15 protein-coding genes are annotated in these 15721 nt (G+C 68.7%); 5 read left to right on the forward strand and 10 right to left on the reverse strand.

Features of this window, described 5'->3' with window-relative positions; genetic code table 11:
- Window positions 1–110: 110 nt before the first annotated feature.
- On the forward strand, window positions 111–941 hold the full coding sequence (gene proC, locus R0D99_RS15465; protein ID WP_317749070.1) for a pyrroline-5-carboxylate reductase: 831 nt from the start codon (window positions 111–113) through the stop codon (window positions 939–941).
- A gap of 133 nt (window positions 942–1074) precedes the next feature.
- Entirely contained in the window at window positions 1075–1851 is a 777-nt protein-coding gene (locus tag R0D99_RS15470) for a type IV pili methyl-accepting chemotaxis transducer N-terminal domain-containing protein (RefSeq protein WP_317749071.1), read from the forward strand.
- Window positions 1852–2121: 270 nt separating this feature from the next.
- On the opposite strand, the gene ubiA is transcribed toward R0D99_RS15470, so the two are convergent.
- The 5 genes from ubiA to recG all read right to left on the reverse strand — a co-directional run bounded on the left by ubiA (window position 2122) and on the right by recG (window position 8696).
- Window positions 2122–3021, reverse strand: a complete 900-nt coding sequence (gene ubiA, locus R0D99_RS15475) for a 4-hydroxybenzoate octaprenyltransferase (RefSeq protein ID WP_317749072.1) — start codon at window positions 3019–3021, stop codon at window positions 2122–2124.
- Between the two features lie 298 nt (window positions 3022–3319).
- Complete coding sequence (locus R0D99_RS15480) at window positions 3320–4147, reverse strand: phosphatase PAP2 family protein (protein WP_317749073.1); 828 nt, start codon at window positions 4145–4147, stop codon at window positions 3320–3322.
- Entirely contained in the window at window positions 4144–5109 is a 966-nt protein-coding gene (locus tag R0D99_RS15485) for a hydrogen peroxide-inducible genes activator (RefSeq protein ID WP_317749074.1), read from the reverse strand. Before R0D99_RS15485 ends, R0D99_RS15480 begins: the two co-directional genes overlap by 4 nt.
- Before the next feature lie 407 nt (window positions 5110–5516).
- The gene (locus R0D99_RS15490; protein WP_317749075.1) at window positions 5517–6362 is read right to left on the reverse strand and encodes a phosphatase PAP2 family protein; all 846 of its coding nucleotides are present in this window, start codon (window positions 6360–6362) and stop codon (window positions 5517–5519) included.
- A 78-nt stretch (window positions 6363–6440) separates the two neighbouring features.
- Window positions 6441–8696: an ATP-dependent DNA helicase RecG gene (gene recG, locus R0D99_RS15495; protein ID WP_317749076.1), complete on the reverse strand. Its 2256-nt coding sequence runs from the start codon at window positions 8694–8696 to the stop codon at window positions 6441–6443.
- 54 nt (window positions 8697–8750) lie between these two features.
- Between recG and queA the strand changes: the two genes are divergently transcribed.
- Window positions 8751–9899 carry a tRNA preQ1(34) S-adenosylmethionine ribosyltransferase-isomerase QueA gene (gene queA, locus R0D99_RS15500; RefSeq protein WP_317749077.1) on the forward strand — a complete coding sequence of 383 codons (1149 nt, stop codon included), beginning with the start codon at window positions 8751–8753 and terminating at the stop codon, window positions 9897–9899.
- Here the strand turns inward: queA and R0D99_RS15505 are convergent.
- From R0D99_RS15505 to R0D99_RS15525, 5 genes are read right to left on the reverse strand one after another with little or no spacing between them, the layout of a single operon-like run.
- Window positions 9848–10174, reverse strand: coding sequence for a non-heme iron oxygenase ferredoxin subunit (locus R0D99_RS15505; protein WP_317749078.1), 327 nt, complete (start codon window positions 10172–10174; stop codon window positions 9848–9850). The two genes, queA and R0D99_RS15505, sit on opposite strands and share 52 nt — an antisense overlap.
- A gap of 25 nt (window positions 10175–10199) precedes the next feature.
- Window positions 10200–11168, reverse strand: a complete 969-nt coding sequence (locus R0D99_RS15510; RefSeq protein ID WP_317749079.1) for a tripartite tricarboxylate transporter substrate binding protein — start codon at window positions 11166–11168, stop codon at window positions 10200–10202.
- Window positions 11165–11521 carry a chorismate mutase gene (locus tag R0D99_RS15515; protein ID WP_317749080.1) on the reverse strand — a complete coding sequence of 119 codons (357 nt, stop codon included), beginning with the start codon at window positions 11519–11521 and terminating at the stop codon, window positions 11165–11167. The genes R0D99_RS15510 and R0D99_RS15515 overlap by 4 nt, the downstream gene beginning before the upstream one ends.
- Window positions 11518–12003, reverse strand: a complete 486-nt coding sequence (locus R0D99_RS15520; RefSeq protein ID WP_317749081.1) for an aromatic-ring-hydroxylating dioxygenase subunit beta — start codon at window positions 12001–12003, stop codon at window positions 11518–11520. Before R0D99_RS15520 ends, R0D99_RS15515 begins: the two co-directional genes overlap by 4 nt.
- Window positions 12000–13265 carry an aromatic ring-hydroxylating dioxygenase subunit alpha gene (locus R0D99_RS15525; protein WP_317749082.1) on the reverse strand — a complete coding sequence of 422 codons (1266 nt, stop codon included), beginning with the start codon at window positions 13263–13265 and terminating at the stop codon, window positions 12000–12002. The genes R0D99_RS15520 and R0D99_RS15525 overlap by 4 nt, the downstream gene beginning before the upstream one ends.
- Before the next feature lie 114 nt (window positions 13266–13379).
- On the opposite strand from R0D99_RS15525, the gene R0D99_RS15530 reads away from it, so the two are divergent.
- Together R0D99_RS15530 and R0D99_RS15535 are read left to right on the forward strand one after the other, a co-directional pair.
- Window positions 13380–14309, forward strand: a complete 930-nt coding sequence (locus R0D99_RS15530; protein WP_317749083.1) for a LysR family transcriptional regulator — start codon at window positions 13380–13382, stop codon at window positions 14307–14309.
- Window positions 14310–14389: 80 nt separating this feature from the next.
- Window positions 14390–15715 (forward strand): methyltransferase domain-containing protein, encoded by a 1326-nt coding sequence (locus tag R0D99_RS15535; RefSeq protein WP_317749084.1) that lies wholly within the window; start codon window positions 14390–14392, stop codon window positions 15713–15715.
- The last annotated feature ends 6 nt before the right edge of the window (window positions 15716–15721 follow it).

Consider the following 15721-nt stretch of genomic DNA (forward strand, 5'->3'; position numbering starts at 1 on the left):
CCGGGCACGGCGTTCCTCGCATGGCCTGCGCCGCGGCCGCCGGCGTCACGATCCGGGACGCCGTGACCGACCTACACTGCCACATCACTGACACGACTGCATCACCCGCCATGAATCAGCCCGCATTGCCTTCCACCACCCGCATCGCCTTCATCGGCGGCGGCAACATGGCCAGCGCCATCATCGGCGGCTTGATCCGGCAGGGCGTGCCTGCGGCGCACATCGCGGTGGTGGAGCCGTTCGAGGCGACGCGCGAGGCACTGCGCGCGCAGCACGGCGTGGTCGCCCAGGCGGCCGCCGGCGCCGCGTTGGACGGCGCCGATCTGCTGCTGTGGGCGGTCAAGCCGCAGAGTTTTCGTGAAGCGGCTGCGCCCGTGGCCGCGCACATCGGCGGTGCGCTGCAGCTGTCGGTGATGGCCGGCATCCGCTGCGCCGACATCGCGTCGGCCACCGGCGGCGCCCGCATCGTGCGCTGCATGCCCAACACGCCGGCCCTGGTGGGGCGCGGCATGACGGGGCTGTTTGCCGCCCAAGGCAGCGACGCCGACCGTGCGCTGGCCGAAAGCGTGATCCGCACCACCGGCGACGTGCTGTGGGTGCAGCGCGAGGAGCAGCTGGACGCGGTGACCGCGCTGTCCGGCTCGGGCCCCGCCTACGTGTTCTATTTTCTCGAAGCCATGCAGCAGGCGGGCACCGAGCTGGGCCTGTCGCCCGAGCAGGCGCGCCAGCTGGCCGTGGGCACCTTCGCCGGCGGCAGCGCGCTGGCGGCGGCGTCCACCGAGCCGCTGTCGCTGCTGCGCGAGCGCGTGACCAGCAAGGGCGGCACCACCTACGCCGCGCTGACCGCGATGGAGCAGGCCGGCATCCAGCCCGCCTTTGTGCAGGCGATGCACGCGGCGTGCAGGCGCGCGCATGAGCTGGGCGACGAGTTCGGGCGCTGAGCCGGCACGGCCCGCCCGCGCGTGATGGGCCGCGCGGACACGGCGTAAGCGTTTTGCGGCCACGCGCCGTCTAGACTGCGGCGCGACCCGCGCTCTGCGGGGCCGCCAGAATCACACCGAAAGACATCGCACGATGCAACGCCGCCATTTCTCGGCCCTGGGTCTTGGACTGCTGCTGGCGCCCGCGTGGGCGCAGGTCAGCGACATCAACGACGCGATCAACAAGGCCGGGCGCCAGCGCATGCTGTCGCAGCGCGTGGCCAAGGCGTATCTGGCGACGGTGCTGCGCGCCCAGGCTGGTCAGGCCGAGAAGATCCTCGACCAGTCGATGGCGCTGTTCGACCGGCAGCTGGTGGAGCTGAAGGCCTTTGCGCCGTCCAGCGCCATCCGCGACACCTATGTCCAGCTGGAAGTAGCCTGGGCCACCTACAAAGAGAATCTGGTGGGCAAGACGCCGTCCCTGGGCGGCGCGCCCGCCGTGATCGCGCAGTCCGAAGCGGTGCTGGCGCTGGCGCACAAGGGCACGGGCCAGCTGGAGCAGGAATCGGGCAAGTCGCTGGGCCGCCTGGTCAACGTGGCGGGCCGCCAGCGCATGCTGTCGCAGCGGCTGGCCAAGTATGCGTACGCCAGCGCTGCCGGCATCGACCGTGCAGTGGCGCAGGCCGAAATTGCCAAGGCGCGCACCGAATTCCTGGCCGGCATGAAGACGCTGACCGACGCGCCCGAAGCCACGCCGCGCATCCAGGAGCAGTTGCGCCTGGGCGAACAGCAGTGGGTGTTCTTCGACGCCGCCCTTCAGGCGTCGCAAAAAGGCACGGCCACGCCCGAGGCGCTGTCGCACGTGATGACGACCAGCGAGAACATCCTGGCCGTGCTGAACGAGGTGACGGGGTTGTACGCAAAACTCTGACGCCACCCCTGTGGCGCCTGCGGCGCCTTCCCCCAGGGGGGACGCCGCTGGTCGCCGGGGGGACCCCGGCTCGGGCGGCCGCTGGGATGGCCTGCTCCGCGGCCGCTGGACGCACGGTGCGAGGCGGCGCAGCGCTCATCGAAGGGTTTTCCCTTCTCTCAACGACCACACCAGCCATCGGGCATGAGACTCCCTGCCTCTGGTCAATAACCTGCCCCCGCGAAGGGAAGGTTGGGGTGACGCCAGCGGCACTCGGTCCGCCCAGCAGCCTCAATACCCCGCACGCCCCAGTGCGAACGCCGCGGCGATGCCCGCAAACACTGCCGCGCCGATCCAGTGGCTTTGCTTGAAGGCGACGAAGCAGCCTTCGCGCGTGCGGGTGCGGATGAGCGTGTAATGCCACGCCACCTGCGCCGCCGCCACCGCAAAGCCCAGCGCCAGCGGCCACAGCGCCGGCAAGCGCGCGGCGCTCACGCTCCACCAGATGGCGAGGTAGAGCGCGAAGAAACCCATCACCGCCGCCACGTCGGCGCGCCCCAGCGTGATGGCCGAGGTCTTCATGCCGATCTTCAGGTCGTCGTCGCGGTCGACCATGGCGTATTCGGTGTCGTAGGCCAGTACCAGCGCCATCTTGCCGAGAAACAGCCACAGCGCCTCCAGCGGTACGCTGCCACGCACCGCCGCGTAGGCCATCGGAATGCCGAAGCCAAAGGCAATGCCCAGCACCGCCTGCGGCATGGCGAAAAAGCGCTTCGTGAACGGGTACACGATGGTGACCAGCAGCGCCGGCACCGACCAGGCGATGACGGCCCAGGTTGTGGTGAGCGCCAGCGCAAACGCCGCCGCCGCCAGCACGGCGCCGAGCGCCAGCGCCTCGCGCACGCTGACGAGGCCGCTGGTGATGGGCCGTTGCGCCGTGCGCTTGACGTGGCGGTCGAAGTCGCGGTCGGCCACGTCGTTGATGCAGCAGCCGGCCGACCGCATCAGCACCGTGCCCAGCGTGAACACAATGAACAAATGCCAGCCCGGCCAGCCGCCCGCCGCCAGCCACAGCGCGCCCAGCGTGGGCCAGTACAGGACCAGCCAGCCAGCGGGGCGATCCCAGCGGATGAGGTCGAGATACAGCGAAAGCCGGCTGCGCGGCGGCGCGGAAGGAGGGGTGCTGACCATGGCCTATTTTGCGTTGGCGCGATGCGTCCAAGCGGATGCGTGCGCAGCCGTCGATAGCTATTTATTTTATAGCTTCAGCGCTTGATAGATAAGCGCCAGCGGCCCGTTTCCCTCTGAATCAGCATTGCGACTTGCCACGGGGAATCCAACAGCCGGACGCAGAGGACGCAGAGATTTCGCAGAGGACGCAGAAAAAACCAAAAAATTTCTTTTGGCTGTTTCTTTTGCGTCCTCTGCGAATCCTTTGCGTCCTCTGCGTCCGGTATTCGGTGTTCGGTGTTCGGTGTTCGGTATTCAACTACACCGCACGCCGCGCCCACTGCAGCATGCCCACCGTCACCGCCAGCACCATGCCCGCCCACAGCAGCCCGCCCAGCACGTCGCTCAGGTAATGCACGCCCAGCAGCACGCGGCTGGCGGCAATGGCGGCGATCAGCAGTGCGGCGGCCACGCCGATCAGCCAGCGCCCGCGTGGGCTGGCGCGCTGGCACAGCAGCCAGGCCAGCAGGCCGTAGACCATCAGCGCGCCCGCCGCGTGGCCGCTGGGAAAGCTGTAGCCCGAGGTGACCAACCCCGGCACCGGATCGGGCCGCGCGCGCTCGAACAGGTTTTTCAGCACCCGCACCGCCAGGCTGTTGGCGGTGATCGACAGCAGCCAGACCGTGGCCACCCAATGCCGCCGGCGCCACAGCAGCACGGCGGTGACGGTGAGCGTCAGCAAGGTCAGCGCGACGATGTCGCCCACGTCGCTGAAGCGTACAGCCAGCGTGCGCAAGGCGGGCGTCGTCACCGCCCGCGCGCCCTGCGCCGCCCATGTGTCCATGGCGCGCACAAAGGGCAGCGGGCCGACATGTACCGCCCAGGCCAGCGCCACACCCGCCACCGCCAGCGCCGCCACCCAGGCCATACGCGCAAGACCGACGCCGTGGACCGCCACGTCGGCTGCCACACGCGTGCCTCGGCGATAGCGCACCAGCGCCCACGCCGCGCACAACAACACCGCCGCCAAGGCCCACGGCGCGAGCGGGTCGAGCGCGGTCTGCGTACGCGAAATGGTGGCCGTCACTTCAAGCGGCACGGCCGGCAGGGCCGGCGCGCCCGGTGCCGCAGCGGCCGGCGCGCTCACGACAGGCGCTGCACGCCCGGCAGCTCGCACGCGTAGATCGCGTTGCGCAGCGCGGCAATGGCTTCGTAGCGCGTGAAGCTGCGGCGCCACGCCAGCACCACGCGGCGCAGCGGCGGCGTGCCGTCGTCGTCGCGCACGGGCAGATAGCGCACCGCGCCGGGTTCGTGCGGGTCGCGCGCAGCGGCACGCTCATCCAGCGCCTGCGGCGGCACCGCCAGGCGCGGCACCAGCGTCACGCCCATGCCGGCGGCGACCATGTGCTTGATGGTCTCCAGCGACGAGCCTTCGAAGCTTTTGCGAATGCCTTCGGTGTGGCTGGAAAAGCGCGCAAATTCGGGGCACACCTGCAGCACATGGTCGCGAAAGCAGTGCCCCGTGCCCAGCAGCAGCATGTGCTCGCGCTTGAGCTGTTCGCTGGTGACGACCTCGCCCTGCGCCAGCGGGTGGCTGGCGGGCAGCGCGGCCATGAAGGGCTCGTCGTACAGCGGCGCCATCGCCAGCCCGGTGTCCGGGAAGGGCTCGGCCAGCACGGCGGCGTCGATCTCGCCGGTGCGCAGCATCTCCAGCAGGCGCACCGTGAAGTTTTCCTGCAGCATCAGCGGCATCTGTGGCGTCAGCCGGATGTTCTGCCGCACCAGGTCGGGCAGCAGGTAGGGGCCAATGGTGTAGATCACGCCCAGCCGCAGCGGCCCGCCCAGCGGGTCCTTGCCGCGCTGGGCGATTTCCTTGATCTCGGCCGCCTGCTCCAGCACGCTCTGCGCCTGGCGCACGATCTCCTCGCCCAGCGGCGTCACCGTCACCTCGCCCGCGCTGCGCTCGAACAGCTTCAGCTCCAGCTCGTCTTCCAGCTTCTTCACCGCCACCGACAGTGTCGGCTGCGACACGAAGCAGGCCTCGGCGGCCTTGCCGAAGTGTTTTTCTCGGGCGACGGCAACGATGTACTTCAGTTCAGTCAAGGTCATGCCAACGCCTCGCACCCGGCCAACGTCCACGCCGTCGCAACGATCACGCTACAGGGTCGATCCCCGCTGCGCGGGGCCCCTCGCCCTGTCCTCCGCATGATCACGGCAACGATGTACTTGAGTTCGGTCAAGGTCATGCCAACGCCTCGCACTCGGCCAACGTCCACGCCGTCGCAACGATCACGCTACAGGGTCGATCCCCGCTGCGCGGGGCCCCTCGCCCTTTCCTCCACATGATCACGGCGACGATGTACTTCAGTTCAGACAAAGTCATGCCAACGCCTCGCACTCGGTCAACGTCCACGCCGTCGCAACGATCACGCTACAGGGTCGATCCCCGCTGCGCGGGGCCCCTCGCCCTTTCCTCCGCATGATCACGGCGACGATGTACTTGAGTTCGGTCAGGGTCATGGCTTCAACGCCGCTGCCTCTGCCGCACAGTCGCGCCCCGTGCCACGCCCGCCGGCGCGCGCGGCGCGGATCTCGCTGGCGGCGGCGCGCATCTGGGCCTGGAACGGCGGGTGGGCGTGCAGGCGCGCGACGGCGGCGGCGCCCATCAGGCGGCCGGCTTCCACGTCGCTTTGCCAGTGCACACCGCAGATGACGCGGCTTTGTCCGTACGCATGGCCGCGCTGCAGCAGCGCGTCGGCGCGCTCGGGCATCAGCTCGGCCAGCACCAGCGCCCAGGCCCAGCCCAGCGCTGCATGGCCCGACGGATAGGAGCCGTCCCGCATCAGGCGCGCTTCCTCGTCGGGCGTACAGCTGCCGTCCTTGTATTCGGCGAAGGGGCGCACGCGGCGGTAGTGGTCCTTGGCGCGATAGGTCGCGCCGCCCGCGTCCACCAGCGTGCGGCGCAGCACGGTGTACAGGTGCGGCGTGGCCTCGGGCGTGATGTCGAGCTGGGCCGCGCAGGCGAACGTGCTGGCGGCGGCGGGAAAGTCCAGCTTCGCGTCGACCGCCGCCTGCGCTCCGCGCGGGGTGGCCAGCAGCGGGCGCGTGGCGCGGTAGGCCGCTTCGTCGGCAGCGCGCAGCGCCGATGCCTTGTCGGGCGGCGGGGGCAGCAGCGCCAGGCTGTCGGGCAGTGCCGCGCGGTCGAGGTAGCCGTTGAGCAGGCCGGGGCGCAGTTCGCCGATCTGGGCCGGGTCGGTCGGCGGTGTCGGGCCGGCGGTCGGCGGGCTGGTGCTGGCGCAGGCGGCCAGCAGGGCGGTTAGGCCCAGCGTGGCCAAAGTGCGTGAAGCGCGGGTCAAGCGCATGCGGGTCTCCTGGTCTTCAAGGGGGCAACTCATCGGCAGCAACGCTATCAGAGATTGGCCCGGTCATCGCGATTGTCGTCACGCCTTGAGGTAGTCGGACCGGGTGCCCAGCCAGCGGTCGACGTGCCGCTGAGCCAGGTCGCGATGTTCGTCCAGCATGCGCGGCGCGGCGTCGCGCGCCCAATCCAGCAGCGCGCTGTCTTCGGCCAGGTCGGCAAAGCGCAGCAGGGCCGCGCCGGACTGGCGTGCGCCCAGAAATTCGCCCGGGCCACGGATGTCCAGGTCGCGGCGGGCGATTTCGAAACCATCGCTGGTTTCGGCCATGGCCTTCAGGCGCGCGCGCGCGGTTTCGCCCAGGCGGCCGCCTTCGGGCACCTCGTACAACAGCACGCAAGCCGACGCCGCCGCGCCGCGACCGACGCGGCCACGCAGTTGGTGCAATTGCGACAGCCCAAAGCGCTCGGCATGCTCGATCACCATCAGGCTGGCGTTGGGCACGTCGACGCCGACTTCAATCACCGTGGTGCTGACCAGCACCGGGATGGCGCCGCTGCTGAACAGCGCCATCACCGCCTTCTTTTCGGCCGGCGGCATGCGCGAATGCAGCAGGCCGATCATCGGGCCTGACGCAGCCCTGCTGCCGGGCCGCCCCAGGGCGGGAACCGCGCCCTCGGGGGACAACGGCGGCGCGTGGTGGCTCAAGGCGGCGCTCAGCTCGGCATGCGTTTCGGTGGCGTTGCGCAGGTCCAGCGCCTCGCTTTCCTCGATGAGCGGGCAGACCCAGTACACCTGCCGTCCTTCGGCGATCTGCGCGCGGATGCGCTCCATGACCTCGGCGCGGCGGTGCGACGCCACCAGCTTGGTGACGACGGGCGTGCGGCCGGGCGGCAGCTCGTCGAGCGTGGACACGTCCAGGTCGGCGTAGTAGCTCATGGCCAGCGTGCGTGGGATGGGCGTGGCGCTCATCATGAGCAGGTGGGGTTCGTGACTTGCCCCTTCCCGCTCTGGGGGCAGGTGGGGATGGGGGCTTGCGACGTTGGCTGCTTCGGCGGCGTGGCCCCCACCCCTGCCCTCCCCCAGCGAGGGAGGGAGCGAAGACGCCATCTTCTGGCGCAGTGCCAGACGCTGCGCCACCCCAAACCGATGCTGCTCGTCAATGATCGCCAGCCCCAGCCGCGCAAAGCGCACCTGCTCCTGAATCACGGCGTGCGTGCCGATCACCAGCGCGGCCTGACCGGATTCGATCAGGGCCAGCATCTCGGCGCGCGCCTTTTTCTTCTGGCTGCCGGTCAGCCAAGCCACGCGCTGGCCGCGCGGCGCAAGCAAAGGCTCCAGCCATTCGACAAGCTTGGCAAAGTGCTGCTCGGCCAGGATCTCCGTCGGCGCCATCAGCGCGCATTGCCAGCCGGCGTCGATGGCGGTGCAGGCCGCCAGCGCCGCGACCACCGTCTTGCCGCTGCCCACGTCGCCCTGCAGCAGGCGGTGCATGGGCTGCGTGGCGCCCAGGTTGCGCGCAATTTCTTCGCCCACGCGGCGCTGCGCGCCGGTCAACGCAAACGGCAGCGCGGCCAGCAGTTGATCGACCAGTCCGCCGCGCACCGCCGCCAGCACCGGCGCGCGCAAATGCTCACGCGCGCGGCGCGCCTGCAGTTGCGACAGCTGCTGCGCCAGCAGCTCCTCGGCCTTCAGGCGCTGCCACGCTGGGTGGGTGTGGTCTTCCAGCTGCGCCAGCGCCACGTCGGGCGCGGGTTGATGCAAAAATGATAGCGACCGGCGCAGATCCCACAAGCGCAGGGAGCCCATCTGATTCAGGAATGCGTCCGGCACCGTCTCGCTCAGGTCGGCGCGCGCCAGCCCGGCCAGCACCGCCTTGCGCAGATACGGCTGCGGCAGCTGTGCCGCCGTGGGGTACACGGGCGTCAGCGCGGCGGGCAAGGCGCCACCGGCGGCGCGCACTGTGGGGTGCATCATCGTCAGGCCGGCAAAGCCGCCGCGCAGTTCGCCGCGCGCACGGATGCGCGTGCCCACCGCCATCTGCTTTTGCTGCGACGGATAGAAGTTGAAGAAGCGCAGCATGCAGGTGTCGCTGCCATCGTCCACGCTGACCAGCAGCTGCCGCCGCGGGCGATAGGTGATCTCCTGGTGCGTGACCGTCCCCTCGATCTGCACCGTGTCGCCGTCGCGCGCGTCGCGCAAGCGCACGATGCGCGTCTCGTCCTCGTAGCGCAGCGGCAGGTGCAGCGCCAGGTCGATGTCGCGCGTGAGGCCGAGCTTGCGCAGCGCCTTCTGGGGCGCGGACAGCGGGGTGGCAGCGGCCGGGGCGGCGTCGGGCATGTGACAATTCTGCCCTGTCCCACTTCTTGGAACGGGTCCGTCCGGCCCTCAAGCATGTCCCCGCGCGCCTTCACCACCAGCGACTTCGATTTCGCTCTGCCCCCCGACCTGATTGCCCAGCATCCGGCCCCCGAGCGCACGGGCTCGCGCCTGCTCGACGGCAGTGGCGATGCGCCGGTCGATCGCCGCTTCACCGATTTGACCGCGCTGCTGCGCGACGGCGATCTGCTCATCTTCAACGACACGCAGGTCGTCAAGGCGCGCCTGTTTGGAGAAAAGCCCAGCGGCGGCAAGCTGGAACTGCTGATCGAGCGCGTGCTGCCCGACGGCACCGTCGCCGCGCACATGAAGGTCAGCAAGAAGCCGGCGCCCGGCACCGTGCTGCGCATGGCCGGCGGCTTTGAGGCCGAACTGCTCGGGCGCTGGCCCGACGCGCATGGCCCGCTGTTCCACCTGCGCCTGTCGGGCGACGCGTATGCGCTGATGGCCGCACACGGCCACGTGCCGCTGCCGCCCTATATCACCCACGCAGACCAGCCCGAGGACGAATCGCGCTACCAGACGGTGTTCGCCCGCCACCCCGGCGCCGTGGCTGCGCCCACCGCCGCGCTGCACTTTGACGAGCCTCTGCTGACCGAGCTGGACGCACGCGGGGTGCGGCGCGCCTTCGTCACGCTGCACGTGGGCGCCGGCACCTTCCAGCCCGTCAAGACCGAAAGCCTGGCCGACCATGTGATGCACCGCGAGCGCTACCACGTGCCACCCGACGCGGCGCAGGCCGTTGCCGACTGCCGCGCGCGCGGAGGCCGCGTGGTGGCCGTGGGCACCACCAGCGTGCGCACGCTGGAAAGTTGGGCGCACAGCGGCGAGGCCAGCGGCGACACCGGCATCTTCATCACGCCGGGCTTCGGCTTCAAGGTGGTCGATGCGCTCGTCACCAACTTCCACCTGCCGCGCAGCACGCTGATGATGCTGGTCAGCGCGCTGGCTGGCTACGACCGTGTGATGGCGCTTTACGCGCACGCGGTGGCGCAGCGCTACCGCTTCTTCAGCTATGGCGACGCGATGTGGCTGGTGCGCCGGGATTTCCGATCCTTATCGGGCGCCAACGCTTGTTCAGACGCCGTATTCAGCTATTCAATTTATAGCATTCAGACCACCAGCTTGAGCCACACCTTGCCGTCCTCGACCTTGGCCGGATAGCTGCGGATCGCCTCCACGCACGGCGCCATCGTGGCGTCGCCGCTGCGAATGTCGAAGCGGCCCTGGTGCAACGGGCATTCGATTTCGTGCCCTTCCAGAAAACCGTCGCACAGCCGTCCATGCCCGTCGTGCGAGCAGAGGTTGTCGGTGGCGAAGACCTCGCCCGCCTCGGTCTTGTAGATGGCAATCTCGTCGTCGATCGGGCGCACGGCGATGCCCGCGCCTTCAAACAGGTCGGCCTCGGTGGCCACGGCGATCCATTGGGGTTCGGTCATGGGTTGAGCTCCAGGGTGTGACTGGTCAATCGGGCTTGAGGCCGGCGCGCTCGATCACCGGGCGCCAGCGGGTTTGTTCTTCACGCATGAAACGGCCCAGCGATTCGGGCGTGCCGCCGATGGGGTCGAAATACGCGGCCTTGAGTTTTTCGCGCACGTCGGGCTCCTTCAGCACCGCGTCCAGCTCGGCGCTCAGGCGCTGCACGATGGCGGGCGGCGTGGCCGCGGGCGCGACGTAGGCGAACCACGGCGCCGCCTGGATGTCGGGCAGCCCGGATTCCTTGAGCGTGGGCACGTCGGGCAGCAGCGGCGAGCGCTCGGCCGACGTGATGGCCAGCGCCTTCAGCTTGCCGCTTTTCACCTGCGGCATGATGGCCACCGCCGGCAGGCAGGCAAAGTGCACGTCGCCCTGCAGCATGGCCGTCACGGCCTGGCCGGACGAGGCGTAGGGGATGTGCACTGCGAACGAGCGCGTCTTGATCTTGATGAGCTCCACGCCCAGGTGCGAGATCGATCCGTTGCCGGTGGAGGCAAAGTTGTACTTGCCCGGATGGCGACGCAGCGCGTCCAGCCAGCCCTTGACCGAATCGACGCCCATCGCCGGCGACACCGCACACACGTTGGGGTTGCGCGCCGCCAGCGACACCGGCGCGAAGTCGCGGAACGGGTCGTAGGGCAGGTTCTTGTAGAGGATGGTGTTGTAGACCAGTGGCGCGTTGACCGACAGCAGCACGGTGTAGCCGTCGGGCGCGGCCTTGGCCACGGCGTCGGTGCCCGCATTGCCGCCCGCACCGGGCCGGTTTTCGACGATGAAGCCCTGGCCCAGCCGCGCCGACAGCCGGTCGTTCAGCACGCGCGCCAGGATGTCGGGCGACGAACCCGCGCCGTACGGCACCACCACCTTGACCGGGCGCTGCGGCCATGACTGGGCCTGCGCCCCCGCCGCGACGGCCACCAGCGCGAGCGCCGCGCACTGCTTGATGAACTGCTTCAAGACACATCCTCCATGGCGTTGAAATCCTGCTGCTCGCGGGCGATGAAGCCGGCAATCAGCGCACGATAGGCCGCCTCGACCACCTCGGGGTAGGCGCCCTGCGCTTCGGCCAGAGCGCGCACCTTGTCCAGCACCTGCTGCTGGCGGGCGGGCGCCGAGACCTGGAACGCATCGCGCTTGAAGCGCGCTGCGTCCTTGACGTAGCGGCCGCGTTCGGCCAGCAGCGCGACGATCTGGCGGTCCAGCGCGTCGATGCGCTCGCGCACCTCGGCGAGCGACGCGCACAGCGGCACATACGAAGGGTCGGTAAAGCGGCGCAGCGGGCCGCGCTGGGTATCGGGTTCCTGGTTCATATCGGGTAGATGATGGAGTTGGGAATCATCTCGCTGTCGTAGATGGCCAGTCGCTCGGCGAACTTCAGGCCGCCGGGCGTCTGCACCACGCGGTCCAGATAGCGGCCGACGTTAAACACCGTCGACAGGCCATCGAGCTTGGTGCGGAACACCGCATAGTGGCTCTCGCAGCGGATGCCGTCGTCGCCCACGCTGCGGATTACCGGCGCGCCGACCACGTGGCGCTGGTAGTACGGGTCGTGAAACAGCGTCTCGCGGATGCCGTAGACCCGGTCGCGCAGGCTGGCCTGGCTGTCGAACGACAGGGTGGCCAGCGGAAAGCCGCGCTCGTGGTTCTCACGCGGCTGCAGCTTGTACACGCAGTCGTCTGTGAAGAAAGTGGGCCACAGATCCCAGTCGCCGCTGTCGACGGCGGCGGCGTAGTCGGCGTGCAGTTGCACCAGGGCTTGCCAGGTGGCGAAGTCGAGTGCGGGCGCGCTCATGCGGCGGCTCCCGACGCATCGCTTTCCATCACTTTGCGCCAGTAGTCGTACATGCCGCGGATCAGTGTCTCGGTGACCATGTGATCGGTTTCCTCCACGCCGCGCCCGCCCAGTTCGGCCAGCGCGCGGTGGCCGGGCTTCTGCGTGAAGCCGCATTGCGACAGCTCGATGGCCTCGCCATCGTCCGCGCTGACGAATCCCGCCGGACCAAACAGGTTGGCCTGGCGCAGGCGGCGCGCCGTCATCTCGGGCGTGTCGTCGGCAAAGCCGAAGTGCGTCCACACGAAGTCGAAGTGGCCGTGCCCGTCGGGCTGGATGTGGCGCGTGGACACGCTGTTGACCTGCTGCTGGAAGATCACGCTGGGGAAGATGGTAGTCATCACCGCCGTCGGCTCGCCCCACCAGTCCTCGTGCACGATGTCAAGAAAGCGCGGGTCTTCCAGCGCCATGCTCGACTTGAAGCTGGACACCTGCGACACATCGGACTGCTTGCCCGCGTTGCCGCGGGTCGAGATCATGGCCGCGTGGCGGTGGTGTGCGTCCATCTTCAGCGCCGCCTTGTTGTCGGCGCGCCAGAGCCCGAAGGTGACGAACCAGGTGTGCAGCAGGCCGGGGTGGTAAGGGTCCTTGATGTTCTCCTGCATCAGCTTCCAGTTGCCGGGAATGCGCTGGCGGTTGTAGCCCAGGAGGGTGAGCGTGCGGCCGTTGAACAGGCGGTCGAAGTAGGCGAGGATGGTGGGGCCGAGGTAGTCCTCCAGCGATTCCACGTCGTGATCGAACGAGGCAAACACCACGCCGCCGCGCGTGGCGACCTTCAGTTGGGTCAGGCCGTGGTCCTTCGTGTTGAAGTCGGCCGGCATGCCGCCCTTGACCTGCCCGTCCTGCCGCACGCCGCGCCGCAGCGGCACGCCCTGCAACTCGCCACTCAGCGTGTAGCTCCACTGGTGGTAGGGGCAGACGAATTCCTTCACGCCGCTGCCGTGGCGCTTGCGGCAGAACTGCATGCCGCGGTGCGCGCACACGTTTTCAAAGCAATGCAGCGCGCCGTCGGCCGCGCGGCTCAGGATCACGCTGCGCTCACCCACCACGGTGCGCTTGAAGTCGCCGGGGTTCGGCACCTCGGCCTCCAGCCCCACATAGCACCAGTGGCCGCGGTAGAAGAAGCGCTCCAGCTCCTGGCGGTGCAGCGCCTCGTCGGTATAGACGGCAAACGGAATGCGGCTGGTGTCGCCGGCGGGCCATGCAATGGGTTCAGCGGACATCGGATCGGAGCTCCGGACAGGCGGTGACGTGAAAGCGGCATGATGGCCCAGCGGCACCCATTCATCAATCCGCCAGCGGCAATTCACGTTATTTGGGTGGTGAATAATGGGTGCATGGACTGGCGCCGGCTTGACCTGAACCTGTTGCGCGTATTCGCCCAGCTGCTGCGCGACCGCCATGTGTCGCGTGCGGCGCTGGCGCTGGGCCTGTCGCAGCCGGCCGTCAGCAACGCCTTGCGGCGCCTGCGCGCCGAGCTGGGCGACGAGCTGTTCCACCGCACGGCCAGCGGCATGCAGCCCACGCCCTATGCGCTGCAGGTGGCGCCCGCGCTGACGCAGGCGCTGGACCTCATCGGCGGCGCTTTAAGCGCGGCGCACGCTTTCGATCCGGCGCGCGATGAACGCGGCTTCACGCTGGCCCTGTCCGACGTCGGCCAGATCTACTTCCTGCCGCAGCTGATGGAAACCCTGGCGTGCGAAGCGCCAGGCATCAGCCTGCGCACCGTCGGGCTGGGCGATGCCGAACTGGCGGCCGCCATGGCCGACGGGCGGGTCGACCTTGCCTTGGGCTGGCTGCCGCAGTTGCAGTCGGGGTTCTTCCAGCAGGTGCTGTTCCGCCAGGGCTACGTGTGCCTGCTGCGCGCCGGGCATCCGGCGGCCGCGCTGCCGTGGAACCGCGCCAGCTACCGCGCCTGTGACCACGTGCACGTGCAGGCCGGCGGCTCAGGCCACGGGCGCATCGAGGCGCAGCTGCAGCAGCTCGGCCTGCTGCGCCGCGTGCGCCTGACCATGCCCGACTACCTGGCGCTGGGCCACGTGCTGCTGCACACCGACCTGGTGGCCACCGTGCCGGAGCGCTTTGCCCAACGCATCTGCGACACGCTGCCGCTGGCCGTGCGGCCGCTGCCGGCGCGGCTGCCACGCTCGGTCATCCACCAGGTCTGGCACGCGCGGGCGCACCGCGAGCCGGCGCACCGCTGGCTGCGGCAGCAGGTTCAGCGCCTGTTTGCCGATGGCGCGGGCGGGCCTGCGCGCACGGCTTGATGCCGGATAATGCCGAGCTCACGCTCGATTTCGCCCCTCTCCCGCGCGCCTCTGCGGTGCCGGTTCAAGGGCATGCTCTCATGCAGAACTACACAAACCCCAACGACGCCTTTACCCTTGAATTGCAGCGCATCAACAGTCTGATGACCATGGGGGACTTGCCTCAGGCGGCGCAGGCGTTGAATCGGGCGCAGTTGCAGCGTCCGGGCGATGCACGGATTTATTTACTGGGTATACAGCTCGCGGAAAAAGCCGGCAATGCAGCGGGCGCCTTGCAGGCTGCCGAACGGGCTGTCAAGGCCGCTCCGGACTGGCCCGTGTCCCTGATGGAAGCGGCTGCTTTGTTGCTGCGGCAAGGTCGCTTCAACGACGCCCTTCCGCTGGCGCGGCGCGCCATGGCCATTTCGCCGGACGACCTGAATGTGGTGCGCCGAGCTGTGCTCGTGGCGCTGAAATCAGGCAACGCGGAAGCGGCGACTGCATGGCTGCACAGGCTTGTCGCGCTGGCGCCGCACGAGCGTGCCTTTCGCGATCTTTTCGCCAAGCAGTTGCTGGCCAATCGTGATGCCGCCCAGGCCAAGGCCGTGTATGACGCGTTAGTCGAGGAGCAACCTGAAGATGTGATGGCACGTTCAGGCCGCATTCAGGCGGCGCTGGTGCTGGGCGACCTGGCGGTCGCCGAGAGCGACGCGCAGATGTTGCTGGCGCAACAGCCCGACAACCCTGATTACGCCTACTGGCTGGCGCTGGCGCAAGGTAAGACACCACACACCCAACCGGACAGTCTGGTAAAGGAGCGTTTCGACAACTTCGCCGATCACTTTGACGTGACGCTCTGGCGTCAGCTGGAATATCGCGTGCCGCAGTTGGTCGCGGAATTTCTGCTCAAGACGCACCCGGACCGGCGCTTCAACGTGCTTGATCTGGGGTGTGGGACAGGTTTGGTGGGAGTTTGCCTAGGACCGCTCAACGGATTCATCATCGGCGTCGATCTGTCCGAAGAGATGATCCGGAAAGCGGCGCAGCATGGCATTTACGAACGTTTTCACAGCGTCAACGTGCTCGATGCTCTGAGGGAAACGCCGGCCGACCACTACGAAGCCATTACCTGCTGTGACGTACTGGTGTACGTGGGTGATCTCTCAGAAGTTATCCCGAATGCGTTGCGCATCCTCAAGCCCGGCGGCCATTTCCTCTTCTCCTGCGAAGCCGCGGAAGAGGATGAAGCGGACGTCTTGTTACGTGCCACCGGCCGTTACGCGCACAAGGCGTCGGCGGTGCAGCGTTGGTGCGAGCAAGCGGGCTTTGAAAGCGTACAAATCGAGCACCTGCCCAAGCTGCGTATGGAAGATGGCGTTCCCCTTCCCGGCTTCCTGGTCATCGCGCGCAAGCCGGTCGCCGCCTGATCCGCG

The sequence above is a fragment of the Ottowia sp. SB7-C50 genome, from assembly GCF_033110285.1.
Classification (GTDB): Bacteria; Pseudomonadota; Gammaproteobacteria; order Burkholderiales; family Burkholderiaceae_C; genus Ottowia.

What these genes read in the sequence shown, in the direction of transcription:
- queA (WP_317749077.1), top strand. Translation starts at nt 8,751, where the DNA reads ATGTCCCCGCGCGCCTTCACCACCAGCGACTTCGATTTCGCTCTGCCC.
- ubiA (WP_317749072.1), bottom strand. Translation starts at nt 3,021, where the DNA reads ATGGTCAGCACCCCTCCTTCCGCGCCGCCGCGCAGCCGGCTTTCGCTG.
- R0D99_RS15525 (WP_317749082.1), bottom strand. Translation starts at nt 13,265, where the DNA reads ATGTCCGCTGAACCCATTGCATGGCCCGCCGGCGACACCAGCCGCATT.
- R0D99_RS15505 (WP_317749078.1), bottom strand. Translation starts at nt 10,174, where the DNA reads ATGACCGAACCCCAATGGATCGCCGTGGCCACCGAGGCCGACCTGTTT.
- R0D99_RS15520 (WP_317749081.1), bottom strand. Translation starts at nt 12,003, where the DNA reads ATGAGCGCGCCCGCACTCGACTTCGCCACCTGGCAAGCCCTGGTGCAA.
- recG (WP_317749076.1), bottom strand. Translation starts at nt 8,696, where the DNA reads ATGCCCGACGCCGCCCCGGCCGCTGCCACCCCGCTGTCCGCGCCCCAG.
- R0D99_RS15470 (WP_317749071.1), top strand. Translation starts at nt 1,075, where the DNA reads ATGCAACGCCGCCATTTCTCGGCCCTGGGTCTTGGACTGCTGCTGGCG.
- R0D99_RS15490 (WP_317749075.1), bottom strand. Translation starts at nt 6,362, where the DNA reads ATGCGCTTGACCCGCGCTTCACGCACTTTGGCCACGCTGGGCCTAACC.
- proC (WP_317749070.1), top strand. Translation starts at nt 111, where the DNA reads ATGAATCAGCCCGCATTGCCTTCCACCACCCGCATCGCCTTCATCGGC.
- R0D99_RS15485 (WP_317749074.1), bottom strand. Translation starts at nt 5,109, where the DNA reads ATGACCTTGACTGAACTGAAGTACATCGTTGCCGTCGCCCGAGAAAAA.
- R0D99_RS15530 (WP_317749083.1), top strand. Translation starts at nt 13,380, where the DNA reads ATGGACTGGCGCCGGCTTGACCTGAACCTGTTGCGCGTATTCGCCCAG.
- R0D99_RS15515 (WP_317749080.1), bottom strand. Translation starts at nt 11,521, where the DNA reads ATGAACCAGGAACCCGATACCCAGCGCGGCCCGCTGCGCCGCTTTACC.
- R0D99_RS15535 (WP_317749084.1), top strand. Translation starts at nt 14,390, where the DNA reads ATGCAGAACTACACAAACCCCAACGACGCCTTTACCCTTGAATTGCAG.